The organism is Streptomyces sp. NPDC049627 (genome assembly GCF_044465645.1).
Taxonomy (GTDB): domain Bacteria; phylum Actinomycetota; class Actinomycetes; order Streptomycetales; family Streptomycetaceae; genus Streptomyces.
This window is the reverse complement of record NZ_JBITLW010000015.1, coordinates 95,248-120,604: the sequence shown is the minus strand read 5'-3', so window position 1 is coordinate 120,604 and position 25,357 is coordinate 95,248. Positions and strand designations below refer to the sequence as shown.

Genomic DNA, 25,357 nt, shown 5'->3' with positions numbered 1-25,357 from the left:
CGGTGGAGGACCATGTCACACCCCGTCGGGTGGTGATCCTCGGTGGGGGGTTCGCCGGGCTGTTCGCCGCCCGTGCCCTGCGGCGTTCACCGGTGGCGGTGACCTTGGTCGACCGTCGCTCCCACCACCTCTTCCAGCCGCTGCTCTACCAGTGCGCTGCCGGAATCCTGTCGGAGGGACAGATCGCGCAACCGCTGCGCGCGGTCCTGGGACGGCACCACCGCGTGAGCTGCCTGCTCGCCGAGGCCACCGACGTGGATGTCGACGCCCGCCTGGTGCACGCCAGGCGACCCGACGGAGAAGCCCTCACACTGCCCTACGACGATCTGATCGTCGCGGTCGGCATGCGCCAGTCCTACTTCGGGCACGACGAGTTCGCCGCGCACGCACCCGGCATGAAGACCCTGAACGATGCCCTGGACATCCGTCGCCGGGTCTACCAGGCGTTCGAGATGGCCGAAACGGCCGCAAGCGCCGAGGAACAGCAGCAGTGGCTCACTTTCGCCTTGGTGGGCGGCGGGCCGACCGGTGTCGAACTCGCCGGACAGATCCGGGAGATCGCCGGCCACACCCTCGACCGGGAGTTCCACACGATCGACCCCGCGCGGGCCCGGGTGCTGCTCTTCGAAGGGTCCGACCAAGTGCTGGGCGCCTTCGGTGGCCCCTTGGCCGACCGTGCGGCCCGAACGCTGCGCAGCCTCGGGGTCGAGCTCCACCTGGGCACGAAGGTCACCGATGTCGATGCGCACGGCCTGGCAGTGCAAGACCGGGACGGCACCACTACCCGGTTCGAGGCACGCACCGTGCTGTGGACGGCGGGCGTCGAGGCGCCGCCCATCGCCGCCGCGCTGGCCCGGGCCACCGGTGCCACCCAGGACCGGGCCGGACGCATCGCCGTCGAACCCGACCTGACCATCCCCGGCCATCCGGAGATCCGGGTGACGGGCGACGTCATGAGCCTGAACCGGCTCCCGGGGCTGGCCGAGGTCGCGATGCAGACGGGCGCATACGCGGGCCGCGCCGTGCGCCACGCCCTGGAGGGCAGGACGAAGCAGCCGAAACCCTTCAAGTACTGGGATCTCGGGAGCGCCGCCTACCTCTGCCGCGGCCGGGCCGTCGTCAAGGCCGGTCCACTGCATCTGTCGGGCTTCACCGGCTGGCTGGCCTGGCTCTTCATCCATCTGGCGTTCCTCACCGGATTCCGCAGCAGGCTGGGGGCGGTGCTCAGCTGGTCCGTCGTCTTCGCCTCCGGCTCACGACGCGAGCGCGCCTTCACCATGTCCGATGCCGACGCGGCCGTCGGCCGCGACCGCGGATCCAAGGCACCCTCGCCTCCTTCCTGACGACACCGGGCCGTCCCTCCGGCCCTCGCCACCTGTCCCTCCTCAGCCCCACCCCGCATGCGGGTCAGACCATCGAGGCGCACATGCTCAGCACAGCGGTCCACCTGGCGAACACTCCGCCACAACTCCTGCCGGCTCGCGAGCTGATGGCCTTCACTCTGGCCTCGCACATCCTGCTGGTCCCCTTCGGCGTGGCGCTTCCCTTCATCACCTTGCTGATGCACTACCGGGCCCTGCGCCGCGACGACGCCGTCGCCCACCTGCTCGCCCGACGCTGGTCGGCGGTGATGGCGGTCCAGTTCGCCATCGGCATCGTCACCGGCACAGTGCTGTCCTTCGAGTTCGGCCTGCTGTGGCCCGGCATGATGGGCCACTGGGGTGATGTCTTCGGCCTCGGGTTCGGCGTCGAGGCATGGGCGTTCTTCCTGGAAGCCGTCCTGATCGCGATCTATCTCTACGGCTGGCGCCGGCTCAAGCCCTGGACGCACTTCTGGCTGGGCGTACCTTTGCCGCTGACCGCCCTGATGGGGGCGTTCGGCATCATCGCGGCCAATGCGTGGATGAACACACCGCAGGGGTTCCGCCTGGACGCCCAGGGCAATCCTGTCGACGTCGACGTGCAACAGGCGGTCTTCACACCGATGTTCGGCCCGGAGTACTGGCACTTCGTGGTCGCGATGTTCATGACCGCCGGCTATGTGGTCGCCGGCGTGTACGCGGTCGGCTGGCTGCGCGGGCGCCGCGACCGCTACCACCGGCTCGGCTTCACGCTGCCGTTCACCGTTGCGGCCATCCTCACACCGATCCAGTTCATGATCGGTGACTCTGCCGCTCGCGCCGTCTTCCACAAGCAGCCGGTCAAGTTCGCCGCTATGGAGATCGTCTGGAAGACCGACACCCACGTACCCGAGTACATGTTCGGACGACTGAACAGCGACGGGACGATCTCCGGCGGACTCAAGATCCCCCAGCTGGACTCGATCCTCGCCGGCTTCAAGCCCAGCACCCAGGTGACCGGGCTGACCTCGGTGCCGGCCGCCGACCGGCCCACGGCCGTCCAGGCCACCATCGCCCACTGGGCCTTCGACATCATGGTCACCATCGGCAGCGTGCTGATCCTGCTCGCGCTCTGGTACGCCTGGTCCTGGTGGCGGCATCGGGACAACCCCGGCAGCCGCTGGTTCTTCCGCTGCGCCGCACTCGCGGGAGTCGCGTGCCTGGTCACCGTGGAGTGCGGCTGGATCACCACGGAGGTCGGCCGCCAGCCCTGGATCGTCTACAACCAGATGAGGGTTTCGGAGGCGGTGACCACGACCCGCGCCGGATCGCTGTGGGCGATGCTCGGCATCGTCATGGTCGTGTACGTGGCCGTCTTCGGCGCGTTTCTCGCGGTCGTCCTGAAGATGCGCACCCGCTGGCGCATCGCCGACGAGGGCTTGGCCGCCGAGCGGGCCGAACTGCCCCCGGAGACCGACACCCCCTATGGGCCAAGAAGCGAGCCCGAGCCCGCAGTCGGCGCCGCCGCGCTCACGGGCGGATCCGACCGCACCCCTGGCGGTGCGTCGTGATGGCCGATCTCATCGCCTGGGTGATGGTGCTCGCGATCGCCGCGTACGCCTGCGCCGGAGGCACCGACTACGGTGCGGGCTTCTGGGACCTCCTGGCCGGAGGTGCGGAGCGCGGTAAGCGGCCCCGCTGGCTGATCGACCACGCCATGGCGCCGGTCTGGGAGGTCAACAACGTCTGGTTGATCTTCCTTCTGGTCATCATGTGGACCGGCTTCCCCACCATGTTCCAGGCAGTCTTCGCCGCGCTGTGGCTGCCGCTCGCCCTCGCTGCCGTCGGCCTGGTGCTCCGCGGTGCCGGATTCGCGCTGCGCAAGCAGTCCCGCCGACTGGCCCAACGGCGGGTCTACGGCGCCGTGTTCGCCGTCTCCTCGCTGCTCACCCCGTTCTTCCTCGGGGCGGTGCTCGGCGGGATCGCCTCCGGTCGGATCGCGCTCGGCACCACCGCCTCGGCGGAAGCCTGGGCCAACTCGACGTCCGTCCTCGCGGGTCTGCTGGCCATCGCCGCCACCGCGTTCCTCGGGGCGGTCTTCCTCTGCTCCGACGCCCGGCGGTTCGGTGCGGACGACCTTGTCGACTACTTCCGCCTGCGGGCGCTGGTCGCCTTCGCCGCCGTCGTCGTCCTCGCACTCATCGGCCTGCCCGTCACCCACGACGACGCCCGCTACGTCTGGGAGGGCCTCACCGGGGGCCTGGGGCTGCTCCTGATCATCTTGGCCGGAGTCTGCGGTCTGGCCACGGTGTTGCTTCTGCTGCGCCGGTCCTACGGCTGGTCCCGCTACACCTCGGTGGCGAGCGTCGCCCTGACCGTCGGTGCCTGGGGCTTCGCACAACGGCCCTACCTGCTGCCCACGTCTCTGACGGTGAGTGAGGCCGCAGGCGCCGCTCACACCCTGCGTTGGCTGGCCATCGTCACGGTCATCGCGATCGTGCTGGTGGGTCCGGCGCTGGTCCTGCTCTACCGGCTCGACACGCAGGGAGAACTGCAGCCGCTCACCGACGCCGACACCAAGGCCGCCAAAGCACGCGGGGACAACCTGTAGAGAGCGCCCTCCCCCAGTCAGCCGAGGAGCCTGCGCTTCTGCTCCTCGAACTCGGTTTCGCTGATGACGCCTTGCGACTTGAGTTCGCCGAGCTGTTTGAGTTGATCGAGCGTTCTGGCCATGTCATCGGCCGGCGCTGCGGATCGCTGTGGCTGCGCAGAGTAGACGGGCTGCGGTTGAGATTCCTGGTACCCCTGCTGGGCGGCCCATCCGCCCTGCTGACGGCGCGTCACGCCGTTGGAGACGGCGGTCGCCGTCCCCGCGACGACAGCTGTGCGGGCGATTCCGCGAAGAAGACCGGGCATGGCGATCCTTTCCCACTCGGAATCGATGAACGACTCACCGAACCGGAAACCCCGCTGCCGGCACGGTTCGCACCCCCATCGCACCATTGCTCGGGTTCTGCCGCATCTCGGCAGGATCGCAGCCCGACGTGCGTTCCCGCCGATCTGCCGGACACTCCGACTCGTGGCAGCCTGGAAGTGTGTCGGTCTCCGGCCGTTTCGTCCGGCGACCCGACCCGGCCAAGAGGAGCTCGAAATGGCTACGCACAACGCGGGAATGCAGCGAACCGCCACCGGCAGGGGAATGGCTGTATCCGGCTGGACGACATTCGCCGCGATCATGCTGATCTTCGGTGGCATCATGGCGATATTCGAAGGAATAGCCGCCATAGCTGACGACGACCTGTTGGTCACGACCCGTAATTACACCTTCCAGTGGAGCCTCACCGGCTGGGGCTGGATGCACCTCGTCCTCGGCATCGTGGTGACGTTGGCTGGTTTCGCGCTGTTCAGTGGGACGCTGTGGGCCCGCATCGTCGGCGTCACCGTGGCAGGGCTGTCGATGCTCGCCAACTTCGCGTGGCTCCCTTGGTACCCGTTCTGGGCCATCACGCTGATGGTCGTGGACGGCTTCGTCATCTGGGCCCTGTGCGCCCGTACGGGCACCGACGCCGCAGCCTAGACGCATGGGGCTGGTCCCGTGACCGGGTCAAGTGACGACGGCATGCGACCGGCCGTTCACCGAGGCGGACATGGGCCGCGCGGCACCGTGCCCGGACGCCCCCGCTCGATCGTCGTGGTGCTCGGCGTGTCGGGCTCCGGGAAGTCCACGGTCGGCGCTGCGATCGCCGACGGACTCGGCCTGCCGTTCCTGGAGGGCGACGCGGTCCATCCCGCCCGCAACGTAGCGAAGATGCGCGCCGGGCATGCCCTGGACGACGTGGATCGCGAACCGTGGCTGCGCATCCTGGCCGACCACATCCGTGAGTGCGCCGAGTCCGGCCGGGGGCTGGTCGTGGCCTGCTCGGCGCTCAAGCGCCGCTACCGTGACGAGCTCCGGTCCGCCGCGACCGAGGTGTGGTGCCTGTACCTGGCCGTGAACCGGGACATCGCCCGGGGCCGCGTCGCGGGGCGCACCGGGCACTTCATGCCCGCCGCGCTCGTCGACTCTCAGTTCGACGACCTGGAGCCGCTGGAGCCGGACGAGCCCGGCGCCACCATCGACGCAGCGGGGGACCTTCACGTCACCCTCTCGCGGGCCCGTGCCGCCGTCGCGCACTTCGACGGCCGTACAGCGTCCTGAGGAGCTGAGCCGTCATCATCCTCCTCCCAGCAGCACCGCCACGTCCCCGTCCTGCGGTGTCGGTACGGCCGCGCGCGTGACAGGGAGCAGCCGGCCGTCGCCACGCACCAGGAAGAGCAGATCGGTGCCGACGGGGAGAGGGCCCCTCACGCGGCGCGTCAGGACACGGGCACCTCGGTCGTAGCGGCGAGCCAGCTCGGCTCCGGTCAGTGCCGCTCCGAAGAGCACGTCGCCATCCGAGTACGGGGCGAAGACGCCTTCGCTGTCCATGGGTGGCCTCAGGCGGTGGACCGTGCCCTCGAAGCCGGCAAGATTCGTGGCGGCCAGGGCGTTGAAGTCGTCCTCCTCGGTGAGCAGCAGGATCCCGGTGAGACCTTCCAGCTCCGCACCGGCGCCGGTGGCTGCCGCGAACAGTTCGCCGCGGGCGAGTTCCAGGCGGGCGGCTCCGATCCTCTCCCGCTCCTCTTCACGCCCTGCCCACATGAGGACCTCCAGCCCCGCCGACCGCAGCGCCTGCCCCAGATCGACCACCCAGGGAGCGCCGCCCACCAAGAGTGGCCGGGAGCGTGCCGAGCGCACCACGTGCAGCCGTCGCGCCATGGGCGCAGCGGTCAGCCCGTACAGCGTGACCGTCGCCACGATCACCACGAACGTGGCGGGCAGAATCATCGAAGCGCCACCGATCCCCTCGTCGACAAGCGACATCGAGAATGTGGAGGCGGTGGAAGCGGCCACGATGCCGCGTGGCGCCATCCACCCGAGGAAACCCCGCTCCCCGCGCGTCAGGTCCGTACGCAGGGATGCCACCTGCGCCGCGACGGGTCTGGTCACCAGGACGAGGACGGCGACGACCCCGAGCGTCGGCACAATGACGTGCTGCAGTGAGTGCGGGGTGACGGTCGCCGAGATGGAGACGAACAACAGCCCGATGACCAGATGGACGAGCCTTTCGAAGAAGGGCTTGTGGGCGGGCACGTCGGCGCCAGGCAGGTTCGCCATGGCCAGACCCATCAGGACGGCGGCGATGAGCCCGGTGTCGTCGCGGACGATGTCGCAGGCGGCGGCGACCCCGACCACCGCCGCCAGCTGCACCGTTGTGCCCAGCACCTCGGCCAGTCGCAGCCTGCGCAGCATCAGGAACAGCACGGCCGACCCGAGGACACCGCCCGCTACGCCGACCGCGGCGCTGGTGAAGAAAGCCGCGAGTTGGCTGCCGAGACCATGTCGCCCGCCGGCCACCACGGCGTGGAAGACCAGCGCGCCCAGGATGCCGCCCACCGGGTCGATCAAAGACCCCTCCCAGACGAGGATCCGCTGGACGCGGTCCGTGGGGCGCACGAAGGTGAGCAGCGGTCCCACAACCGTCGGCCCGGACACGACCACGATCGCGCCGAGCATCACCGCAGCGCTCCATGACATACCGAGCAGTGGCATGGCGAGCAGCGCCGCCGACAGCCACGTGACGAGCACACCGAACCACAGCAGGCGCAGCACGACCCGCCGGGTGTGCGCGGCAAACCGGCGCAGATCGAGTCCCAGCCCCGCGTCGTACAGGATGACAGCGACGGCCAGTGAGACCAGCGGCGAGAAGGTGCTGCCCAGCAGCCGCTCGGGGTTGACGTCATCGGTCAGAGCGCCGGCGGTGAAACCGACCGGCAGCAGGACGACCAGCGCCGGGATCCGCAGTCGGCTCGCCAGCACCTGTGAGCCCACCGCCAGTACGACGATCAGGCCGAGGCCCGTGAGTACCTGGTCGGTCGTCACCGCGGTGCCGTCCGGATGTCAGCCAACGGGTCCCGCTTCTGCAGCCCGCCGCCGGCTGCACGCGCTCCGTTGTGGGAACGTTCGTCTGCACGACGAGGCGCGTCGGCTTCACGCCCGGCCGGTCCCCGTGGCTGCGATACTGCGTCTGCGGCGGTGGCGGCCGGCTCTACGGCCGTCACGTCACGACGCGGCCTCGGCCGCTTCGAGCGAGGCGAGGACGTCCTGTACGGGGAGCCGCCCGGAGGCGACCAACTGGGCTCCGCCACGCCGCAGGGCGGCGGCGAAGGGCGCTGCCCACAGGTTCTCGTAGATCAGGAGGCCGGCGGAGTTGCCGGGCTCCACGGCGGCAGCGGCCTCCTCGAGGTCGTCCTGACCCAGCAGACCGGAGTGGACACCTTCGAAGACGGCGAGGTCGAGCCTGCCGTCACCGGTGAGATCGGCGATCTCCAGGGCGGCCACCGAGCCGTCCTCGTCCTTCCTGATGAACACCAGGTCGAGGATGCGTATGAGACCGCGGTCCACCAGATCGACCAGCAGCGGGAAGCCCTCGCCGGTCATTCGGTTGCCGGGGAACTCCACGACCACGTAGTCGATGGGTCCCATCTCGTCGTTCTTCTCGCTCACGGCGTCACCTCAGGTGCTCGTGGGCCCCCTGAACGCCATTGCATCACCGGACACCTGTCGTCGCACCCGGTACACATGTCACCCCGCCGGACCTTCCCACCTCGCTCTATGCCCCTCAAAGGGATCTCCTCGAAGGCATGACAGGCAGCGACATGCCTCGCATCTGCCGCCGGGAACGAACGCGGGCGCGCTGGCCCTGATCGCAGCCGGCGGGGCGCGGGGCGAGAGGTGGCCGCTCGGCGGGGCTGCGCCTGGGTGCGCTGGGGCGGTTCGTGCGCCGCTTCAAGCGGTGGATCGGGGCCGTGATCCCGGCGGTGGCCGCGATCGTCCTGTTCAGCTGGAGCCATCCGACGATGAGGGTCGTGATCTGGACGGCGGTGATCGTGCTGGTTGCCTTCGCCCTCCGCGAGTTCCTGACTCTGCTCCCGCGTGACGCCCTGTCAGCCTGATGGTGTCCGGTAGGCCGCGCGCTCGTCCCGGCGCTTGCCCACGCGCCGCCAGATCGCCCGCTGGCATTTGAGCGCGGCGGTGCCGACGGCGATCAGGATGCCGATGTTGAGGAGCAGCTGCAGCAATGAGCCCCGTGCCTCGCCCCAGCTGGCGAAAGCACACGAGACGCCGATGTCGGCCCCCGCCGGAATGGTGGTGACCGAGATGAAGACACCGAGCAGGGCGCTGGTCCGGGCCTCCGCCAGGGACACGATGCCGACGATTCCGGCCAGCACGGCGACCGCCACCGAGAAGAAGTTCGGCGTGTCGATCAGGCTCGACACCGGCCTGATCCCCAGCTCGAACGCCCGCGGCTGCAGGTCGAAGCCCCGGACGAGGAGGCCGAAGAGGAGGGTGGCGGCGACGGCCAGCAGGAACCCGACGAGCAGGGCGCCGAGCCCTCGCCGGATCCGGTGCCCCTCCCGCCGGTCGATGCCGAGCGCGACGCTGGTGATCGCCCCGTACTCCGGTCCGACGACCATCGCCGCGACGATGAGGATCTGGGAGTTCGTGATGATGCCCATCGCAGCGATGAGGCCGGCGATCACCAGGAACAGGTAGAAGCTCGGCGGATAGCGGCCTTCGGCCCGGATCCTGGCCTCCACCTGGTCCCACACCGGCGCTCGCAGGCGAGCCCCGAGCTGCTCCGCCCCGACCGTGGCCGCGCGGTCGGAGAAGGCGAAGTCGACCGGCGCCAGGACGATGGATCCGCGGTGCTCGAGCTCCAGGCCCCGCAAGCCCCTGAGCACTTCGTTCGCGGCCCCGGTCAGCACATCGCATTCGATGGAGTCGCCGTCGGGGTTGCGCACGCGGTCGAGGTGCAGGACGAGATTGAGGACACACGGCTCGGCTCTGAGCAGGGCCATCGCCCGCTCCGTGAGATCCGGCGGGGACACCGCCCGGACGTGCAGCATGTCCATCGCAACCTCCGGTTCTCGGGGCGCTCATCCAATTAACCCGGCGGCGCGGGGCCCCCGGCAAATCGGCGCCGCCGCTGCCAAAACCGCTCCGCGCGCGAGAAGCGGGGGTCTGCCGGATGGTGGGAGCATGCCGACGTCCAACCAGCTCAGCGAGGCCAACTTCCGGTCGCTGTACCAGCGGTTGCGAAACACCGCTCCTGGTGCCACATCCGCGCGGGGTGCCCTGGACACCCTCACCTCAGAGCGGTTGCTCACCGCCGTACGCGAGGTGCGTTCGGGTCGCACGATCTCGCTGGCCGCCCCGGTGAACACTCTCGCCGGGCCTGACGACCCGGAGCCTGCCGAGCACCGGCTCACCGCTCCGGCGGGCGGCGTTCCGAAACCGGGCGGAGGCCTGGACTTCGCCAGGGACCGCTTCGCCATGGACGTCCACGGCGATGTCAACAGCCACATCGACGCCCTGTGCCATGTCATTCACAACGGCACTCTGCACGGCGGCGTCCCGGCCGCCGACGCCCTTTCGCCCGACGGGTCGAGCGCCCTGTCACTCGACCTGGTCCGGGACGGCATCGTGGGACGTGGGGTGTTGCTGGACATCCCGGCACTGCACGGCCTGCCCTGGCTCGAACCCGGTTCCCACGTCACCGCGGAGGACCTCGCCGCCGCCGAGACCCGGCAGGGTGTCCGGGTGGGCCCCGGCGACATCCTGCTCGTACGCGTCGGACACCGGCGGCGCCGCGAGGAGCGGGGGCCGTGGGACGCTGCCTCCGCACGGGCCGGGCTGCATCCGCTCGCCCTGGAGTTCCTGGCCGAGCGGGAGGTGGCGGTGCTCGGGAGCGACGGCAACAACGACACGGCACCCAGTACCACACAGGGCGTGGCCTTTCCTGTCCACGTACTCGCCGTGCACGCCATGGGGCTGCATCTTCTGGACTTCCTGCGGTTCGAGGACCTCGCACCGGTCTGCGCACGAGAAGGGCGCTGGTCGTTTCTGTGTGTGATCGCGCCGCTGCGGCTGCCTTCCGCGACCGGCTCCCCGGTCAATCCGCTCGCCGTCCTGTAAGACCCCGGCCGCATCGCGCTCAGGACGTCAGCTGGTAGGTGCTCCTGCTCACCAGATACAGCCCCAACAGCAGTGATCCGCCGATGAGAGCCTGGTCCTGGTGAGCCTGCATCCAGGTGCGCAGCCGTCCGAGGCGCACGCGGGCGGAGTCGGGGGCGAACGCGGCGTAGATCTCCATCGCCAGCAGGCTGCTGGTGGCCAGCAGGCAGTAGCCGACCAGGGCGATGTAGGAGGAGCTGTGGGACAGGTCGGCGTTCACCACCGTCGCCGCTCCCGCCCCTACGAGCCCCCACGGCTGCAGGAGCGGCGCCAGCCCCGCCGCGGTCCACAGGGAGATCCGGTCGAACCGCGTCATCATGCCGCCGGAGGGCTTGGCCCGGTGGCCGGACCGGTGGCGGTGCACGGCGTACCAGAGCAGCCCCACGCCGATGGCGATCCTGGCGGCGAGCGAGGCCGTGGAGGGCGGGGACTTGGGAGCCGGAGGTTCACCGCCGGTGGTGAGCAGCACCGCGGCGAGAACGGCCACGAAGGAGGCCAGCCAGGCAAGGATGAAGACCAGCCCTTTCCAGATCCCGCGACGTGCCGACAGCACCAGGACGAACGCGGTCACCGGCAGCGGATCGACGGTGACCGCCAGGCCGATGATCATCAGGTCAAGCACCATCGCTGCCCCCGTGGTTCCACACGGGCCCCGCCGCGCAGTCGCTCATGGCCTCATCGTCACCGCCCCGCCAGGAGCCCACAAATCCTCCGTGCCCGGCAGACAACGGACCGGCCGCGCCTTCACCCGTTGGGCCGCCGCCGCGCTGCCGCCCCACGCGCGCCACGGGCCGCGCGGCCGCGGCGAACGGCACCCTGGCAGCATGCAGCCAGGCACGGGACCAGGACAGGACGACCTCCCCTCGCAGACAGGCCAGGAGCCCGGGCACCGGTGGGGCGCCTCGGTCCGGTCCCTGATTCTCGGGCTGCGTGCCGGGGCCGAGACGCGGTTCCCGGTGATCACGCGTCTCATGGCGCACCTGCTCTCGGTGAATGTGCTGGACTCCGCGACCCGGCTGGCCGCCCAGACGTTCCTCACGGCGGTACCGCTGCTCTTCTTGGTTGCCTCCTACGCACCGCAAGCGCTGCGCGACCAGTTCGTCAGCTCCCTGCACGACATCTTCGGACTGACCGGAAGCGCGGACGCCGAGTTGAAGAAGGTCTACCAAGGGGATACGTCCGAACTGCGCCAGAGCAGCGGGGTCGTCAGCGGGCTGATGGTGCTGATCTCGGCCACCGCGTGCAGCCGTGCCATGCAACGGCTCTGCCAGCGCGCCTGGAGCCTTCGGGCGGCGAGTGCGCGGGTGGCCGCGTGGCGCTGGCTCGCCTGGCTCGCCGCGTGGCTGGTCATGCTCGCGCTGCAGGGGGTCCTGCGGGACGGCTTCGGCCACGGACTGTGGCTGGGCGTACCGCTCCTGCTGGTCTCCGAGGTCGGCATGTGGTGGTGGACGCAGCACCTGCTCCTGACCGGCCGCGTGCCGTGGCTGCCGTTGCTGCCGGGCGCTCTCCTGACGGGAACGGCCCTGAGCGTCCTCACCGCGGTTGCGCAGCTGTACATCCCCAGGGCTCTCAACCACAGCCTCGACAATTACGGTTCGCTGGGCGCGGTTTTCACCCTGCTGTCGTGGCTGATCGCACTGTGCGTGGTGGTGACCCTCTGCATCGCCGTCGGCGCGGTCATCGCACGCGAACCCGCTCTGGCGCAACGCCTGGGCACTCCCGAGTCGCCGGGAGCATCGTCCGGAGATACGTTTGTAGACGGATAACAGCCCACCAATACCCCCGGCAGGACCGGAGCATGCTCCGAGGACGGCGGCCGGCATGAGCGACGCGCAACACTATGACGTCATCATCATCGGAACCGGCGCGGGCGGTGGCACTCTCGCTCATCGGCTGGCGCCCAGCGGTAAAAGAATTCTCATTCTCGAACGGGGTGACTACCTCCCCCGTGAACGAGCCAACTGGGATTCCACGGCGGTCTTTGTCAAGGGAAGGTACCGCGCTCCGGAATTCTGGTACGACAAACACGGAAACCAATTCCCGCCAGAGGTCAATTACTACGTGGGCGGAAACACCAAGTTCTACGGAGCCGCGCTGTTCCGGCTGCGGCCCGAGGATTTCGGTGAGCTCCGCCACCATGACGGTGTCTCGCCCGCCTGGCCGCTGCGGTACGAGGACCTGGAGCCGTACTACACGCAGGCCGAGCACCTCTACCTGGTGCACGGCCGGCACGGCGAGGATCCCACCGAGGGGCCCACGAGCGCGCAGTACGCCTACGAGCCGGTCCAACACGAGCCGCGCATCCAGCAGTTGAGCGACGACCTGGAGAAGCGGGGGCTGCACCCGTTCCATCTCCCGATCGGGGTGAACCTCACACAGGACGACCAGGGGCGGGCGATCCACGACAGCGTGTGCATCCGCTGTGACCGCGTCGACGGCTTCCCCTGCCTGGTGGGCGCGAAGTCCGACGCCCAGGTCATCTGCGTCGACCCCGCTCTGCGGTACGACAATGTCGAGTTGGTCACCGGCGCCGAGGTCCGTCGTCTCGTCGCGGACCCGGCCGGCCGGAGCGTCGCCTCGGTCGTCGCGGCTCTGCAGGACGGCTCTGCCGCGGAGTTCAGCGCCGACATCGTGGTCGTCGCCTGCGGGGCGGTCAACTCCGCCGTCCTCCTGCTGCGTTCGGCCGACGACCGGCACCCGGACGGCCTGGCCAACAGCTCGGGTGTGGTGGGCCGTTATTACATGCGGCACAACAACCTGGCGCTCATGGCGGTGTCCAAGGAACCGAACGACACCAAGTTCCAGAAGACGCTGGCCCTGCACGACTGGTACCTGGGATCCGACGACTGGGACTACCCGCTCGGCGGCATCCAGATGCTCGGCAAGTCGGACTCCGATCAGATCCACGGGGAGGCGCCCCGTTGGGCCGGGACCGTCTCCCCCGACATGCCCTTCGAGGTGCTCGCCCACCACGCGGTCGACTTCTGGCTCTGCGGTGAGGACCTGCCCGCGGCCGACAACCGCGTCACCCTCGACCGGGACGGCGCCGTGCATCTGGCCCTGGACGAGAAGAACAACATCGCCGGGCTGAAGCGCCTACGCCACAAGCTGCAGGGGATGCTCAGCCACCTCGGGATGCATGAACACCATCTGCTGTCGCACAGCATCTACCTGCACAAGGGGATGCCCATCGGCGCCACGGCACATCAGGCGGGCACCGTCCGCTTCGGCAGCGATCCGGCAAGCTCCGCGCTCGATGTCAACTGCAAGGCCCACGACCTCGACAACCTCTACGTCGTCGACACGAGCTTCTTCCCGAGCATCGGGGCGGTCAATCCGTCACTGACGGCCATAGCCAACGCTCTGCGTGTGGGCGACCACATCGCGGAGCGCCTGCAATGAGCGAGAAGCGCGTCCCGGAACTCGTACCGATCCGGTACGGCCGGATGAGCGAATACATGCTGAACTTCCGGCTGCCGGCCTCTCCGGAACGCCGCCTGATGTTCGACATCAACGACTTCGACGAGACGTTGCCCGGCCCGTGGGAGCGGGACGTCGAGCGCCTGTCCGCCAGCCTGGTCATCGCGGGCCGGGCGAACGGCTTCAGCTCCAAGGAGCGGGCGTCGGTGGTGCGGGCGGCCGTGCGGCCCTACCGCGAGCGGATGCGGAGCTTCGCGGGGCTGGGCAATCTCGACGTCTGGTACACCCGCTCCGAAGCGGACGAGTTGCAGGTGCAGTTCGCCCCGGCGCTCGGCGCCAAGGACCGCGACCGCTGGGAGCGTGCCCGGGAGCGGGCTCGCGCGCATGACACGCTGCAGGTCTTCGACAAACTCACCCGCGTCGTCGACAGAAAGCGCCGGATCGCCCCCGACCCGCCGCTCCTGGTACGGCTGGAGGATCTCGTGGGTGTGGGCAGCGTGGGGACCCGCTGCTGGATCGTGCTGTTGCTGGGCAAGGACGACGAGGACCCGCTGTTCCTGCAGGCCAAAGAGGCCGACGAGCCGGTGCAGGCGCCCTACGCGGGCGCTGCCGCCTTCCTCCCCCAGGGCGAACGCGTCGTTGCCGGCCAGCGGCTGATGCAGGCCACCAGCGACATCTTCCTGGGCTGGGAACGCACTCAGGGCATCGACGGCCGGCGCCGGGACTTCTACGTACGGCAGCTGCGGGACTGGAAGGGCATCGCCGTGGCCGGAACCATGTCGTACCTGGGCTGCGGTGACGTCTTCGACCGCGCGGTGGCGACGTTCGCCGAGTTGTACGCGGGCCAGAACGAGAAGGACCACCAGGCCCTGATCGATGCCATCCGGGCGGGAGGTGTCCCCGCCGAAGCGGCCTGAAGGGAGACTGCAATGGAACGCTACCCGCCCATCGCCGACCACGGACTGATCGGGGACCTGCAGACCGCTGCCCTGGTGACCTCCGAGGGCGTGGTCGACTGGTTCGCGGCACCGCGCTTCGACTCACCCAGCATCTTCGCGTCCCTGCTGGACCACGACGGTGGCGGACACTTCCTGTTCGCGCCCGATTCCTCCGAGGTGACGCGCCGACAGCTCTACTATCCCGACGCCGCCGTCGTCGTGACCCGCTTCATGTCTCCGGACGGGGTCGGTGAGGTCATCGACCACATGCCGGTCATCCAGTCGCGGACACCGTCCGACCGGCACACGATGGTCCGCATCGTCCGCACGGTGCGCGGTACCGTGCGCTTCACCCTGGAGTGCCGCCCGCGCTTCGACTACGCGCGGGCCGAGCACGAACTCGACATGACCGACCGGACGGCCACCTTCCGGGCTCCGGGTACGACCGCGTACCTGCAGGTCACCTTCCCGGTGGAGCGGGACGGCCGGGACGTCCGGGGCTCGGTCACGCTCGAGGCGGGGCAGGATGCCGTGGCCCTGTTCACCGTATGCGGCCCGGACGGTGCGGCACCGCCGCCGCCGACCGTCGACACGACCATCGAGGCAATGTGGAGCGAGATCGAGTTCTGGCAGCGCTGGGTGCGTACCTCCCGCTACCACGGCCGCTGGCCGGACATGGTGAACCGCTCGGCCATCACCCTCAAACTGCTCACCTACGCGCCGACCGGGGCCCCGGTCGCCGCCGCGACGATGGGCCTGCCCGAGCAGGTCGGCGGCGAGCGCAACTGGGACTACCGGTACACGTGGGTGCGGGACGGCTCCCTGTCGGTCCGGGCGCTGCTCGATCTGGGCTTCGTCGAGGAGGCCGGCCAGTTCGTCCGCTGGCTCGGCGAGCGGCTGCGGGACCGTGAGGGAATGGACGGGGAGCCACTGCAGATCATGTACCGGGTCGACGGGGACCCTCATCTGACGGAGGAGATCCTCGACCACTTCGAGGGCTACCGCGGCTCCAGCCCGGTGCGGGTCGGCAACGGCGCCGCCGACCAGTTGCAGCTCGACATCTACGGCGAGGTCCTGTACGCCATGTCCGAGGGCATGGAGGAGATCGGCCAGCAGGCGGGCTACCACGGCTGGAAGGGACTCGCGCGGCTGATGGACTGGCTCGCGGACCATTGGGACCGGCCGGACGAGGGCATTTGGGAGACCCGCGGCGGACGGAAGGACTTCACCTACAGCCGCGTCATGTGCTGGGCGGCCTTCGACAACTGCCTGAAGCTTGCCGAGGAGTTCAGACGGCCCGCCGACACCCAGCTCTGGACCCGGGCCCGCGACACGATCCTGGAGGAGGTCATGGAGCGCGGCTGGAGCCAGAAGGAACAGGCACTGGTCCAGCACTACGGCGGCGATGTCCTGGACGCCTCGCTCCTGGTCGCCCCTCGGGTGGGTTTCATCGCCCCGAAGAGCCCGGGCTGGCTGTCCACCCTCGACGCCATGGACCATCGGCTCGTCTCCGACAGCCTGGTCTACCGCTACGACCCCGCGGCCTCCCCCGACGGGCTGCGAGGTTCGGAGGGAACGTTCAGCCTCTGCACGTTCCTGTACGTCGACGCCCTCGCGCGGGCCGGCCGTCTCCCGCAGGCCCGCTACACGTTCGAGAAGATGCAGACGTACGCAAACCATGTGGGGCTGTTCGCGGAGGAGATCGGCCCCAGCGGCGAACAGCTGGGCAACTTCCCGCAGGCCTTCACCCACCTGTCACTCATCATGGCCGCGACGACTCTCGACGAGGCGCTCGACCGGCTGGTGACTCGCTGAAAGCCGGGATCCGCGGGCCCTGCGGCAACAGTTCGACCAAAACGAAGGACACGACCACCGCCAGCACCACGACCGGAACCGTGTCCACGTTGCCCAGCAGGAGGACGACCAGCACCACGCTGCTGACGGGCAGCCGCAGGGCCGCGGTGGCCGACGCCGCCATCCCGGCGGCCATGGCCGGCACCAGGCCGAAACCGGGCAGGGGCGCCAGCAGCGCGCCGGTCGCCCCGCCGAGGAACAGCGCGGGGAAGACGGGCCCGCCTCGCAGGCTTCCCAGGCAGAGTGTGTAGGCGATGGCCTTGAACACCAGCACCGCGGTGAGCGCGCCCACGGACCAGGCGTGCGGATCGGAGGCCAGCCGGGCGAGGGTGGCCTGCCCGGACAAGGCGACGTCGGCCGGCGAACGGCCCGTGGTGACGGTGTCGAGCGCGATGCAGCCCGCCGCCCCGAGTGCGCAGACGGTGGTGTTGCGCACCGTCCGTGACGAGACAAAGCCGGCCACGAACCGCCCGCCCACGAAGGCGCCGTGGATGAGGAGCGCGATGGCCGGCGCCATCAGCAGCGCCCACAGGACATCCCCGGCGTCTAGCAGCGGCGGCTTGGGCAGACCGATGTTCAAGCTCCCGGTCTGCAAGCCGGTCCAGCGGCCGAAACCGGTGAACACCAGCGCCCCGATTCCGCTGGACAGCAGGGCGGGCAGCATCACCGCGAAGAGCTGTGGCCCGCCCACTCCGGCCACCTCCATCAGGAGCACCGCGCCCACGACCGGATTCCCTAGAAGCGCCGAGATGGCCGACGCGGCGCCGGCCGCGCCGAGCAGTGCCGTGCTCGCCGGAGTCTGGGGTGCCCGTACGAAACTCGCGAAGAGCAGGGCGAGGCCGGTGCCCAGCGCCATCAGGGGCGCTTCGGGGCCCAGCACGGCGCCCAGCGGCAGGCTGAACAGAGCGGCGAGGACAACGCCGGGCAGCGAGTTCTTCGTGATCCCGCCCGAGTGCAGGCCGGCCGCCGGGATGTGACCGCCCAGACCCGGTAGCCGCGTGACGACCAGGCCGACGGCCACACCGGCCACCAGCAGCAGCGGGAACCCCCACCACCAAGGGGCCTGCTTCCAGCCCAGATCCCTTGGCCAGTCGATCCAGACCAGCTGTTCCAGCTCGTGCATCGCCACGAGGAACCAGAACGCGATCAGCGACACCGGAACACCGATCAGCCCGCAGAACACCAGCGCTTTGCGGTACTCGGGTCGGCGCAGCATGTTCTGCAGCTGGTCGGCCTCCTGGGGCTGATTCCCCGGCGCGGACACGGCCGCATCTGATTTCGGGCCGGCGATGGGACTCTCCTGAGATCCTGGCATAACAGACTATTCGGCTCACAGCAGAAGAATGCTAAGCAATCCGTCACTGATTGCCGACACCCACACCGCCGCCAATCCCGCGCTGGAACGCCTCCACGGGGTTCCCAACGCCCGGTTGCTCGGGCACCGGCTCGGCGATTTCCTGCCCGACCTCGAGGTTCATGGACGCACCCCTGCCGACCCCGGCAGGGATCACGTCCGGGTGGCGTCGTCGTTCGCGCTGACCGGACCCGACGGCCAGGCAGTGGGCGTCACCGACCTGGTCATCGACGGCACCAAGCGCTACCACACCCGGGCACGTATGGCCGTGCTCGACCAGGCCGCTGTCTGGTCTCACACCGACAGACCGCCAAGACACCCTCGCTCCCGAGCGGAGTCCGGCAATGGCTTGGACGATGTCGCTCATGTGCTCGCTGTCGGCCGGGAGCGTTCTTCTTGGGCCGGATCTCTGTCACCAGCGGGTGCTGTCACAGTTGGGGGCGTTTGCCCGGCCGAATGTCTGACGCTGTCATACAGATCGCCGGTCGGTACGCCGGAGGCGTTCGAGCGGAAGAGGACGCTTCTGAACGCGTGTGAACGGGCGCCGTCAGACCTCAGCCCAGCGGCCCATCATCTGTTGCGGCGCCTCGGGCCCCCCAGTGAAGTGGAGGCATGCAGCCCGAGCCCTCCGCCCCGGAAGACGACCACAAGCCACCGCTGGAGCAATCGCACTGGGTGGCCTTCGCAGGGATCCTGCTGTTTCTGAGCGGCCTGTTCGACATCACCAACGGCTTCGTCGCCCTGCTGGACAACGGCTACTACGAAACGACCTACGACCACGGCCAACGCCTCCTCATCTTCAACTACGACGCCTGGGGCTGGATCTGGATCGTCATCGGCATCGCCCAGCTCCTGGCAGGCGTGGGCGTGCTCGTGGGGTCGCGGGCGGCACGGATCACCGGGATCGTGCTGGCCTCGGCCTGCCTGGTGGGCCAGCTGATGTTCCTGTCCGCGTTCCCGTGGTGGTCGGTCGTCACCATGGCCCTGTCCGTGCTCGTCATCTTCGGGCTGGTCGCCGAACCTCGGCACATCCCGGCGGTACGGGTCTGACAACTGAGGCACCGGCCTGAGGCGTGCCGATTGCGAACAGCCGGGGTCGGCAGCACGACAACCGCAGGCCGGATGAGAAGTTCACATGCGCCCGCCCCCCAGCGCGATCCGTCCCCGCTCCCCGTGCCAGGGCGTCATCTCGATCCGCTCCGAAGCGCAGTGCGATGTGCCGGGCAGGCCGACCACCCTCGTGGTGGGGCTGGAGCAGCAGCCGGGTCGGGCAGCTGGGCTCCCCGGTGTCACGCCTCCAGCCAGAAACCCGTGCGGGTCAGCCAGAGGTCGAGCAGCGCCGTGTCGCCCTGCACCTGGACCGCGGGGGCAGGGCGCCGGTAGAGGAACAGCAGCAGGTCCGTGACCGGACCGTGTACGGCGACGGTGGCGTCGCCGGAGCCGGGGCGCCAGGCCGGGCGGTCGCCGGTGAGATCGACGAACCATGCTCCGCCGTCGGTCGTGCGGAAGCCGAGCGTGCGGTCGGGGCCGAGCAGGCCGGGCAGGTCCGGGCGGGGTGCGAACGCCTCGGAGACGGTCGAGAACTCCAGCCATTCCTGCACCGCGTCGGCGGCGAGGTCGTCGTCGAGCGTGAACTCCGCGCCGGTGACGAGTGCCGCGTCGGCCCGGTGCACAGCCGTCTCGTAGGTCATGCGCCGGGCCCAGAACGACGCGGAATCCCGGTCGTCGGCCGGAGTCCACACGCGTGCGTCGGGGCCGGCGGAGCGGAGGGCGGCGCTCAGGGACGCGGCGCCCTCGGTGAGCCACGGAGTGAGGACGGACTCCTTCTCGTGGGTGTAGGCGGACAGGTCCTCGGGGAACGGTCGGGCGTCCCCGGTCCGTACGACCTCCTGGGCCCATCGGTGGTCGCCTCCCACGTGCCGCAGCAGCTGGCCGAGATTCCAGCCGGGGCAGGAGGGCACCGGCGCGGTCGTGTCCGCGTCCCGTACGTGAGCGGTGAGCCGTTCGGTCTGGGTGACGATCTCGTCGCAGTAGCGGTCGAAGGTCAGCGAGGTCATCGCCTCATGATGCCGCAGGGCGCGGATCCGCTCTGTCAGTGGGCTCGGATACTGTGTGCCGTCTGAGCAAGATCAGAAGCAGGACCGGGTGGGGAGAGATCACGATGCTGGTGGGGGCAGGGCAGGTGCGGCGTCGGCTGGCCCAAGTGGCGTTGCTGGCCGGGGTGTTGACGGGCTGTTCGGGGGCGGCGGAGGACGACGCGAAGCCGTCGGCGAGCGCTCCCGCTTCGTCGGGGGCGGCGAGTGCCGGCGATACGGCGGTGAAGAGCGGCGGCACCATCGGCGCCGCCGGCTCCGCCTGCGAGCTGCCGGTCACCTTCGACATCGCCGAGTACTGGGAGGCGGAGGCCGTCGACGCCGGGGAGGCGCAGGAGAAGGCCGCCGGCAGCGGTGGCGGCTCCGCCGGTTCCGAGGAGAGCGAGCTGGCCCAGGAGGTCGCCGACGCACTCCTGCACCAGGGGCCGGTCACGGCCGCCTGTGAGGTCGACGCCAAGCCGGCGGGGAACATCGGCTTTCTCCGCATCTGGACGGGCGAGGCCGGCGAGGACGACGCACGCGGCGTGCTGGAGGCCTTCGTCGCGGCGGAGAAGAACACGAGCAAGGCCCAGTACAGCCCGTTCACGGCGGGCGGACTCTCCGGAGTCGAGGTCACCTACCTGTACACGAGCGAACTGCTGGAGGAGACGAAGGAGGAGTCCGCCCTGGCCGTCACCACCGAGAAGGGCCCGGTCGTCATACATCTCGGCGGGATGGACACCGAGGAGCACCGGCAGATGCTGCCGGCGTACGAACTCGCCAAGCGGACCCTGCGCGCCACGGCCTGAGCGAGGGGCGCGTCCGGCGCGGACCGGCCGAGTGCCGCGCCGGACAAGGACCCTACCCGCGCTCGGTGAGGAACCGGTCCAGTGCCGTCGTCAGTTCGGCGGGCTTCTCCACCGGCAGTTCGTGGCCGGCGTCCAGGATGCGGATCACCGCGTCCGGGTAGGCCTTGGCCATCCTCAGCATCTGGGCGACGGGCAGCTGGATGTCGTGGTAACCGTGCACCATCAGGGTGGGTGTCTGGATCTGCCCGACCCTGTCCAGCACATCGAAGGCGCGCATGGCGCCGTACAGCGTCATGACCACTTCTCGGGGCGTGTCGCCGGAGGCGCGGATGTACTCGCGGATCTCCTCACGCGGGTATCCGGGGGCGAAGGCGCGCTGGATGTTGGCGGCGACGAACAGCTTGAAGGGGGCGAGTGTCGAGGCGGCCATCAGCAGGGCGCGGCCCCGGCTGTAGGCCATCCTGCCGATGGAGTTGACCAGCACCATGCGCTCGACCCGCTCCGGGTGGGCGAGGGTGATGGTCTGGGCGATCATGCCGCCCATCGAGTGGCCGATGATCACGAACCGCTCGATCTTCAGGTGGTCGAGGAGGGCGAGGACGTCCTTCGCCAGGGCGTCGATCGTGCCCACTCCCGCCCCGCTGCTCTCGCCGTGCCCGCGCAGGTCGAGCCGGACGACCCGCCGCTTCTCGGAGAAGTGGGCCACCTGGTGGTCCCAGCGGTGCCGGTTCGCCGTCCAGCCGTGGACGAACACCAGGGGCACACCGTCGCCGTCGCGCGGGCCCTCGTCGTCATACGTCAGCGCTGCGCCGTCGACTTCGAGCTGCGGCATGGCCTGCCTCCTGGGCTGCAGTTTCTGGTTACTGCCGGGTAGGGTAACCGGCCGCACAGGCTTCCGTCATCGGCGTTCGCCCAGGAAATCGAGGATGTGCCCGAAGACGTCGAGGGCCGCTCCTCTGCCGAGGAAGGTGTCCAGGTGGCCGTAGCCCGGGATCTCGGTGTAGGTGACGTCCAGTTGGGGTTGGCGGTGGGCGAGGACGTCGCGGCACAGCCGCTGTGAGTCCAGCCAGAGGCCGTTCTCGCTGCCCGCCAGCAGCAGGAGCGGCGTGTCGATGCGGGCGGCCGCGTCCAGGGCGTTCTGCGGGAGCGCCCGGTAGCGGTGGTCGGTGTCGTGCCAGCGGACCACGGTGCGGGCCAGTTCGATGCGGCGCAGGTGCGGCAGGATCCACAGCGGGGCGGGGCCGAGGAGTTCGGCGAGGCGGCTGTGGGTGGTGTCGGTCAGGTGCTCGTGGACGAAGAGGGAGGCGCCGGTCCCCCAGGCCGAGTTGTGCAGGATCTGGCAGGTGGGGTCCGGGCAGGTCGCCCTGCGGGAGGCCAGCGCGAACAGCGGGGTGTACTTCGACCACAGGCCGACCTTGCGGAAGTCGACGGGGATGTGGTCGATACGGGACCTCAGCAGTTCTCCGGCCAGGGTCATCCGCAGGGAGGTGCGGCCCGCGAGTTTGGGGGTGAGGAACACGCCCTGGGCCACCACGCCCGCGAGTCCGGGGACGAGGCCCGCCGTCATGCTCAGGGACAGGGCGAGGGCGCCCATGCAGTGGGCGACGACGAAGAGGGGGCGGTCGCCGACGCGGGCGCGGATGTGGCGGACTGCCTCGGGGATGTCGTGGAGCGCGACGTCGTCGTAGGTGTAGCGGGGGCCCGTCTCGTTGTACGGCAGGCGGCAGCTGCCTCGCCAGTCGAGCAGCCACGGTTCGTAGCCCTCGTCCAGGAGGACGTCGACCAGGTTGCGGGTCTCGGGCAGCAGGAACATGTCGGAGGACGCGGTGTGTCCGTGCAGGAGCAGCACGGCGGGGCGGTTCGAGTCGCCGGCGCGGACGCGCGTCAGGCCGAGGCGTACACCGTCGGACGTGTGGAACGGGATCTCCTCGACCGACGCCGGGGCGAGGCGGTGGTGGAGGGAGCGCAGGGCCGTGGTGGTCCTGACCTTGCGCAGGACCGGCCTGGCGGTTCCGGGGTTGGATGTGCGGAAGATCATCGGTGGTGCTCCGTGGGGGTCGGGGTGCGGCGCAGGTCGAGGAGGTCCGCGGCGGCCCGGGCGAAGGGGCGGATCAGGCCGCGGCCCATCTCCAGTCCGAACCAGGCGAGCCACGTGAGCTTGGCGGCGCGCTTCTCCTGGCCGGTCAGCCGCGGGTCGACCTTGATGCCGTCGATCTGGTCGCGCAGGTAGGAGTCGGCGGGGACGACGACCTCGCCGGCCAGGCTCGCCGGTTCGCCCTCGCGGCCGAGTTCCACGGTGAGGGCGCGGGTCTGGCGCCAGACGTCGCGGCGGGCGCGGGCGTACTTGTGCCCCTCCAGCCACCAGCGGCCGCCGTCGCCGTCGGTCACCTGCAGGCGGTAGCGCAGGAGGGGGTGGCGCAGGCCGTGCCGGTGCGGGATGCCTTCGTCGGGGCTGATCCAGATGTCGCCGCGTGTCACGGTGAGCGGCTCGGGGTGCAGGGCGGGGCAGACGAGCTCGCCGCGGACGTCGATGCGGCGGTCCGTCACCAGCTGGTGCATGCTCGCGATGGACAGGGTGAGGGACATCGAGCAAGGGGTGTCGGGCCTGGCTCCGACCGGGCCGACGGTGCCCTCGGTGGTCTCCGTGAACCACAGGTAGGGCTGGTCGTCCCTGTGCGGGAGGCGGGCCAGGCCGTCGTGGGCGAGGCGTTCGAAGGTCTTCAGCTGGGCCCGGGCGTCGTAGCGGGCGGCGGGCGGGAGTCCGAGGGCCGCTACGAGGGCTGTGGTGCGTTCGGCCGTGGCGGCCGGGCCCGTGAGGGTCGCCTCGCACAGTTTCAGGGCGGTGGAGCTCTGCAACACGCGGGTGAGGAAGGCGAGTTCGGGGACCGGGTCGGCCTGGAGGCGGGCCAGGGCGTCGGTGCGCCACTCGTCCCAGTCCTGTACGCGGACGTGCATGCCGCCGAGGGCCATGTCCCGTACCACGTCGTCGAGCGTGTTGGGGACGCCGGTGAGGTTGTAGTCGAAACCCCAGGCGTCGGGTTCGCAGATGACGGCGACCGCGACCCGGCTGACCCAGTCGACGGGGGCGGCGTTGAGGTGGCGGAAGGCCGGGACGGTGCGGAAGCGGCCGAAGGCCGAGACGAGGCCGCTGCTGAGGTCCTGGGGGTTGTAGGCGCCGGTCCTGGTGTGGCCGCCGATGCCGCCGGGGCGCAGGGCCGTGACGATCAGGCCGTGGTCGCGGGCGCGGCGCAGGGCCACTTCGGCGGCCCACTTGGTCTGGTCGTAGCCGGCGACGAGGCGGTCGATGTGAGCGAGCGGGTCGTCCTCGCCCATGGAGGCGATGCCGACCTCGTTGAAGACGGCGATCGAGGAGATGTGGTGCAGGGGCTTGGGGCGGCCGGTCGCGGCGAGTTCGGCGAGGGTGAGGGCGCCGAGGACGTTGCCGGCGCGCAGGGACTGGTAGCCGCGCAGGAAGTCCACGGCGGCCGCGACCGAGACGACGCTGTCCAGTTCCTGGGCGAGGGTGTGCCAGACGTCGTCGCTGAGGCCCAGGCGGGGTTCGCGGATGTCGCCGGGAAGCACGGTGATGCGGCGGCGGACCTCCGAGGACCAGGGCATCGAGTAGCTCTTCAGGGCCTCGCCGAGCCGGGCGACGGCAGCCCCCTCATCCGCGGCGCGCACCAGGCAGTGGACGTGGGCGTCGCTGTGGCGCAGCAGGTCCAGGAGCATATGGCTGCCGAGGAAGCCGGTGGCGCCGGTCAGGAGGACGCGGCGGGGTGGCAGGGGGTCGGGTGCGGCGGTGAAGGGGAGGCGGTCGGCGAGGGCCAGGTCGGCGAGTATCTGGGTGAGGTCCTGGGGGCGGGCCGTGGAGTGTTCGGGGGCGTTGTCGACGGGAGTGTTGTCGACGGGAGCCGCGGTGGTGAGTGGGGCGGCGAGGGCGGGGGGCGCGAGCGGTGTGGGCGCCGGCGGTACGACCGCTGCGACGCCGGTGCCGGTGCCGACGCCGTCCAGCCCGCGCTTGGCCAGGCTGATCGGCCGGGCGTCGGCGAACACCTCGTCCAGGTCGAGCTCCAGGCCCAGCTCGTCCTCCAGCGCCGCGACGAGCTCCACGGCGTTCACTGAGGTGCCCCCGGCGTCGAAGAAGTCGGCGTCGGGCGACAGCCGGCCTGCGGGAAGGAAACGGCCCGCCACGGCTGCGATGACGAAGGCGAGGGTGTCCACATCACGTGGCCGTGTGCTGTCGGTGCCGCTGTCGATGTCGGTGTAGGTGTCGGTGTCGGTGTCGTCCGACGACGCCGTACTCGGGCCGGTCCGATCGGGCGCTGCAGGCTCCTCGGCACCCGGTCCAGCGGCCACAGCCGACGTGACCTTCGCGAGCAGGTCGGTGACGGTCAGACCGACACCACCCCGCTCTATCGCCTCCGCCGTCGCCCGCTGTTCGGCGGCTGCCGACACGTTCACTTCACGCATGAG

The 25,357-nt window shown here is 70.0% G+C and carries 24 protein-coding genes; 13 read left to right on the top strand and 11 right to left on the bottom strand.

Annotation, left to right across the window (positions count from 1 at the left end; genetic code table 11):
- Positions 1-2 precede the first annotated feature (2 nt).
- From ACIBU0_RS35200 to ACIBU0_RS35190, 3 genes are all read left to right on the top strand, one after another.
- On the top strand, positions 3-1,343 hold the full coding sequence (locus tag ACIBU0_RS35200) for an NAD(P)/FAD-dependent oxidoreductase (RefSeq protein ID WP_398826845.1): 1,341 nt from the start codon (positions 3-5) through the stop codon (positions 1,341-1,343).
- Between the two features lie 83 nt (positions 1,344-1,426).
- Positions 1,427-2,911 carry a cytochrome ubiquinol oxidase subunit I gene (locus ACIBU0_RS35195; protein ID WP_398826843.1) on the top strand — a complete coding sequence of 495 codons (1,485 nt, stop codon included), beginning with the start codon at positions 1,427-1,429 and terminating at the stop codon, positions 2,909-2,911.
- Positions 2,911-3,951 (top strand): cytochrome d ubiquinol oxidase subunit II, encoded by a 1,041-nt coding sequence (locus tag ACIBU0_RS35190; protein WP_398826841.1) that lies wholly within the window; start codon positions 2,911-2,913, stop codon positions 3,949-3,951. Before ACIBU0_RS35195 ends, ACIBU0_RS35190 begins: the two co-directional genes overlap by 1 nt.
- Positions 3,952-3,968: 17 nt before the next feature.
- On the opposite strand, the gene ACIBU0_RS35185 is transcribed toward ACIBU0_RS35190, so the two are convergent.
- Positions 3,969-4,256, bottom strand: coding sequence for an SHOCT domain-containing protein (locus ACIBU0_RS35185; RefSeq protein WP_398826839.1), 288 nt, complete (start codon positions 4,254-4,256; stop codon positions 3,969-3,971).
- 235 nt (positions 4,257-4,491) lie between these two features.
- On the opposite strand from ACIBU0_RS35185, the gene ACIBU0_RS35180 reads away from it, so the two are divergent.
- Both ACIBU0_RS35180 and ACIBU0_RS35175 read left to right on the top strand, forming a co-directional pair.
- Complete coding sequence (locus ACIBU0_RS35180; RefSeq protein ID WP_398826837.1) at positions 4,492-4,917, top strand: hypothetical protein; 426 nt, start codon at positions 4,492-4,494, stop codon at positions 4,915-4,917.
- An 87-nt stretch (positions 4,918-5,004) separates the two neighbouring features.
- Positions 5,005-5,538: a gluconokinase gene (locus ACIBU0_RS35175; RefSeq protein ID WP_398826835.1), complete on the top strand. Its 534-nt coding sequence runs from the start codon at positions 5,005-5,007 to the stop codon at positions 5,536-5,538.
- A gap of 15 nt (positions 5,539-5,553) precedes the next feature.
- Here the strand turns inward: ACIBU0_RS35175 and ACIBU0_RS35170 are convergent, their stop codons facing one another.
- Both ACIBU0_RS35170 and ACIBU0_RS35165 read right to left on the bottom strand, forming a co-directional pair.
- Positions 5,554-7,302 (bottom strand): cation:proton antiporter, encoded by a 1,749-nt coding sequence (locus ACIBU0_RS35170; protein ID WP_398826833.1) that lies wholly within the window; start codon positions 7,300-7,302, stop codon positions 5,554-5,556.
- A gap of 180 nt (positions 7,303-7,482) precedes the next feature.
- Complete coding sequence (locus ACIBU0_RS35165; protein WP_398827109.1) at positions 7,483-7,905, bottom strand: DUF6325 family protein; 423 nt, start codon at positions 7,903-7,905, stop codon at positions 7,483-7,485.
- A 293-nt stretch (positions 7,906-8,198) separates the two neighbouring features.
- Here ACIBU0_RS35165 and ACIBU0_RS35160 point away from each other — a divergent pair, with 293 nt between their 5' ends.
- On the top strand, positions 8,199-8,375 hold the full coding sequence (locus ACIBU0_RS35160; RefSeq protein ID WP_398826831.1) for a hypothetical protein: 177 nt from the start codon (positions 8,199-8,201) through the stop codon (positions 8,373-8,375).
- Here ACIBU0_RS35160 and ACIBU0_RS35155 read toward each other — a convergent pair.
- Complete coding sequence (locus tag ACIBU0_RS35155) at positions 8,367-9,335, bottom strand: DUF389 domain-containing protein (RefSeq protein WP_398826830.1); 969 nt, start codon at positions 9,333-9,335, stop codon at positions 8,367-8,369. The genes ACIBU0_RS35160 and ACIBU0_RS35155 overlap by 9 nt on opposite strands.
- A gap of 127 nt (positions 9,336-9,462) precedes the next feature.
- On the opposite strand from ACIBU0_RS35155, the gene ACIBU0_RS35150 reads away from it, so the two are divergent.
- Positions 9,463-10,398, top strand: coding sequence for a cyclase family protein (locus ACIBU0_RS35150; protein WP_398826828.1), 936 nt, complete (start codon positions 9,463-9,465; stop codon positions 10,396-10,398).
- A gap of 19 nt (positions 10,399-10,417) precedes the next feature.
- Here ACIBU0_RS35150 and ACIBU0_RS35145 read toward each other — a convergent pair whose 3' ends face one another.
- Positions 10,418-11,062 (bottom strand): GAP family protein, encoded by a 645-nt coding sequence (locus ACIBU0_RS35145; protein ID WP_398826826.1) that lies wholly within the window; start codon positions 11,060-11,062, stop codon positions 10,418-10,420.
- A 199-nt stretch (positions 11,063-11,261) separates the two neighbouring features.
- On the opposite strand from ACIBU0_RS35145, the gene ACIBU0_RS35140 reads away from it, so the two are divergent.
- Genes ACIBU0_RS35140 through ACIBU0_RS35125 form a run of 4 tightly spaced genes read left to right on the top strand, consistent with a single transcriptional unit; the run spans position 11,262 to position 16,610 of the window.
- Positions 11,262-12,203, top strand: coding sequence for a YhjD/YihY/BrkB family envelope integrity protein (locus tag ACIBU0_RS35140; RefSeq protein WP_398826824.1), 942 nt, complete (start codon positions 11,262-11,264; stop codon positions 12,201-12,203).
- A gap of 55 nt (positions 12,204-12,258) precedes the next feature.
- Positions 12,259-13,839 carry a GMC oxidoreductase gene (locus ACIBU0_RS35135; protein WP_398826822.1) on the top strand — a complete coding sequence of 527 codons (1,581 nt, stop codon included), beginning with the start codon at positions 12,259-12,261 and terminating at the stop codon, positions 13,837-13,839.
- Positions 13,836-14,774 (top strand): DUF2252 family protein, encoded by a 939-nt coding sequence (locus tag ACIBU0_RS35130; protein ID WP_398826820.1) that lies wholly within the window; start codon positions 13,836-13,838, stop codon positions 14,772-14,774. Before ACIBU0_RS35135 ends, ACIBU0_RS35130 begins: the two co-directional genes overlap by 4 nt.
- Before the next feature lie 12 nt (positions 14,775-14,786).
- Complete coding sequence (locus ACIBU0_RS35125) at positions 14,787-16,610, top strand: glycoside hydrolase family 15 protein (protein ID WP_398826818.1); 1,824 nt, start codon at positions 14,787-14,789, stop codon at positions 16,608-16,610.
- On the opposite strand, the gene ACIBU0_RS35120 is transcribed toward ACIBU0_RS35125, so the two are convergent.
- Together ACIBU0_RS35120 and ACIBU0_RS35115 are read right to left on the bottom strand one after the other, a co-directional pair.
- Positions 16,558-17,865 (bottom strand): chloride channel protein, encoded by a 1,308-nt coding sequence (locus tag ACIBU0_RS35120; RefSeq protein ID WP_398827107.1) that lies wholly within the window; start codon positions 17,863-17,865, stop codon positions 16,558-16,560. The genes ACIBU0_RS35125 and ACIBU0_RS35120 overlap by 53 nt on opposite strands.
- Before the next feature lie 142 nt (positions 17,866-18,007).
- A complete protein-coding gene (locus ACIBU0_RS35115; RefSeq protein ID WP_398826816.1) occupies positions 18,008-18,370 on the bottom strand; it encodes a hypothetical protein in 363 nt (120 codons plus the stop codon).
- Between the two features lie 245 nt (positions 18,371-18,615).
- Here ACIBU0_RS35115 and ACIBU0_RS35110 point away from each other — a divergent pair, with 245 nt between their 5' ends.
- Positions 18,616-19,053 (top strand): hypothetical protein, encoded by a 438-nt coding sequence (locus ACIBU0_RS35110; RefSeq protein WP_398826814.1) that lies wholly within the window; start codon positions 18,616-18,618, stop codon positions 19,051-19,053.
- Between the two features lie 239 nt (positions 19,054-19,292).
- On the opposite strand, the gene ACIBU0_RS35105 is transcribed toward ACIBU0_RS35110, so the two are convergent.
- Positions 19,293-20,060, bottom strand: a complete 768-nt coding sequence (locus tag ACIBU0_RS35105; RefSeq protein ID WP_398826812.1) for a maleylpyruvate isomerase family mycothiol-dependent enzyme — start codon at positions 20,058-20,060, stop codon at positions 19,293-19,295.
- A gap of 104 nt (positions 20,061-20,164) precedes the next feature.
- On the opposite strand from ACIBU0_RS35105, the gene ACIBU0_RS35100 reads away from it, so the two are divergent.
- Complete coding sequence (locus ACIBU0_RS35100) at positions 20,165-20,884, top strand: lipoprotein (protein WP_398826810.1); 720 nt, start codon at positions 20,165-20,167, stop codon at positions 20,882-20,884.
- Positions 20,885-20,936: 52 nt separating this feature from the next.
- On the opposite strand, the gene ACIBU0_RS35095 is transcribed toward ACIBU0_RS35100, so the two are convergent.
- From ACIBU0_RS35095 to ACIBU0_RS35085, 3 genes are all read right to left on the bottom strand, one after another.
- Complete coding sequence (locus ACIBU0_RS35095; RefSeq protein ID WP_398826808.1) at positions 20,937-21,716, bottom strand: alpha/beta fold hydrolase; 780 nt, start codon at positions 21,714-21,716, stop codon at positions 20,937-20,939.
- A 66-nt stretch (positions 21,717-21,782) separates the two neighbouring features.
- Entirely contained in the window at positions 21,783-22,922 is a 1,140-nt protein-coding gene (locus ACIBU0_RS35090; RefSeq protein ID WP_398826807.1) for an alpha/beta hydrolase, read from the bottom strand.
- A complete protein-coding gene (locus tag ACIBU0_RS35085; RefSeq protein ID WP_398826805.1) occupies positions 22,919-25,354 on the bottom strand; it encodes a thioester reductase domain-containing protein in 2,436 nt (811 codons plus the stop codon). The genes ACIBU0_RS35090 and ACIBU0_RS35085 overlap by 4 nt, the downstream gene beginning before the upstream one ends.
- Between the last annotated feature and the right edge of the window lie 3 nt (positions 25,355-25,357).

Bases quoted from the DNA above. Each gene is read 5' to 3' on its own strand.
- ACIBU0_RS35135 (WP_398826822.1), top strand. From the start codon at position 12,259: ATGAGCGACGCGCAACACTATGACGTCATCATCATCGGAACCGGCGCG.
- ACIBU0_RS35105 (WP_398826812.1), bottom strand. From the start codon at position 20,060: ATGACCTCGCTGACCTTCGACCGCTACTGCGACGAGATCGTCACCCAG.
- ACIBU0_RS35140 (WP_398826824.1), top strand. From the start codon at position 11,262: ATGCAGCCAGGCACGGGACCAGGACAGGACGACCTCCCCTCGCAGACA.
- ACIBU0_RS35130 (WP_398826820.1), top strand. From the start codon at position 13,836: ATGAGCGAGAAGCGCGTCCCGGAACTCGTACCGATCCGGTACGGCCGG.
- ACIBU0_RS35085 (WP_398826805.1), bottom strand. From the start codon at position 25,354: ATGCGTGAAGTGAACGTGTCGGCAGCCGCCGAACAGCGGGCGACGGCG.
- ACIBU0_RS35185 (WP_398826839.1), bottom strand. From the start codon at position 4,256: ATGCCCGGTCTTCTTCGCGGAATCGCCCGCACAGCTGTCGTCGCGGGG.
- ACIBU0_RS35165 (WP_398827109.1), bottom strand. From the start codon at position 7,905: ATGGGACCCATCGACTACGTGGTCGTGGAGTTCCCCGGCAACCGAATG.
- ACIBU0_RS35090 (WP_398826807.1), bottom strand. From the start codon at position 22,922: ATGATCTTCCGCACATCCAACCCCGGAACCGCCAGGCCGGTCCTGCGC.
- ACIBU0_RS35190 (WP_398826841.1), top strand. From the start codon at position 2,911: ATGGCCGATCTCATCGCCTGGGTGATGGTGCTCGCGATCGCCGCGTAC.
- ACIBU0_RS35095 (WP_398826808.1), bottom strand. From the start codon at position 21,716: ATGCCGCAGCTCGAAGTCGACGGCGCAGCGCTGACGTATGACGACGAG.
- ACIBU0_RS35110 (WP_398826814.1), top strand. From the start codon at position 18,616: ATGCAGCCCGAGCCCTCCGCCCCGGAAGACGACCACAAGCCACCGCTG.
- ACIBU0_RS35125 (WP_398826818.1), top strand. From the start codon at position 14,787: ATGGAACGCTACCCGCCCATCGCCGACCACGGACTGATCGGGGACCTG.
- ACIBU0_RS35180 (WP_398826837.1), top strand. From the start codon at position 4,492: ATGGCTACGCACAACGCGGGAATGCAGCGAACCGCCACCGGCAGGGGA.
- ACIBU0_RS35100 (WP_398826810.1), top strand. From the start codon at position 20,165: ATGCTGGTGGGGGCAGGGCAGGTGCGGCGTCGGCTGGCCCAAGTGGCG.
- ACIBU0_RS35115 (WP_398826816.1), bottom strand. From the start codon at position 18,370: ATGAGCGACATCGTCCAAGCCATTGCCGGACTCCGCTCGGGAGCGAGG.
- ACIBU0_RS35150 (WP_398826828.1), top strand. From the start codon at position 9,463: ATGCCGACGTCCAACCAGCTCAGCGAGGCCAACTTCCGGTCGCTGTAC.
- ACIBU0_RS35145 (WP_398826826.1), bottom strand. From the start codon at position 11,062: ATGGTGCTTGACCTGATGATCATCGGCCTGGCGGTCACCGTCGATCCG.
- ACIBU0_RS35195 (WP_398826843.1), top strand. From the start codon at position 1,427: ATGCTCAGCACAGCGGTCCACCTGGCGAACACTCCGCCACAACTCCTG.
- ACIBU0_RS35155 (WP_398826830.1), bottom strand. From the start codon at position 9,335: ATGGACATGCTGCACGTCCGGGCGGTGTCCCCGCCGGATCTCACGGAG.
- ACIBU0_RS35120 (WP_398827107.1), bottom strand. From the start codon at position 17,865: ATGCTGCGCCGACCCGAGTACCGCAAAGCGCTGGTGTTCTGCGGGCTG.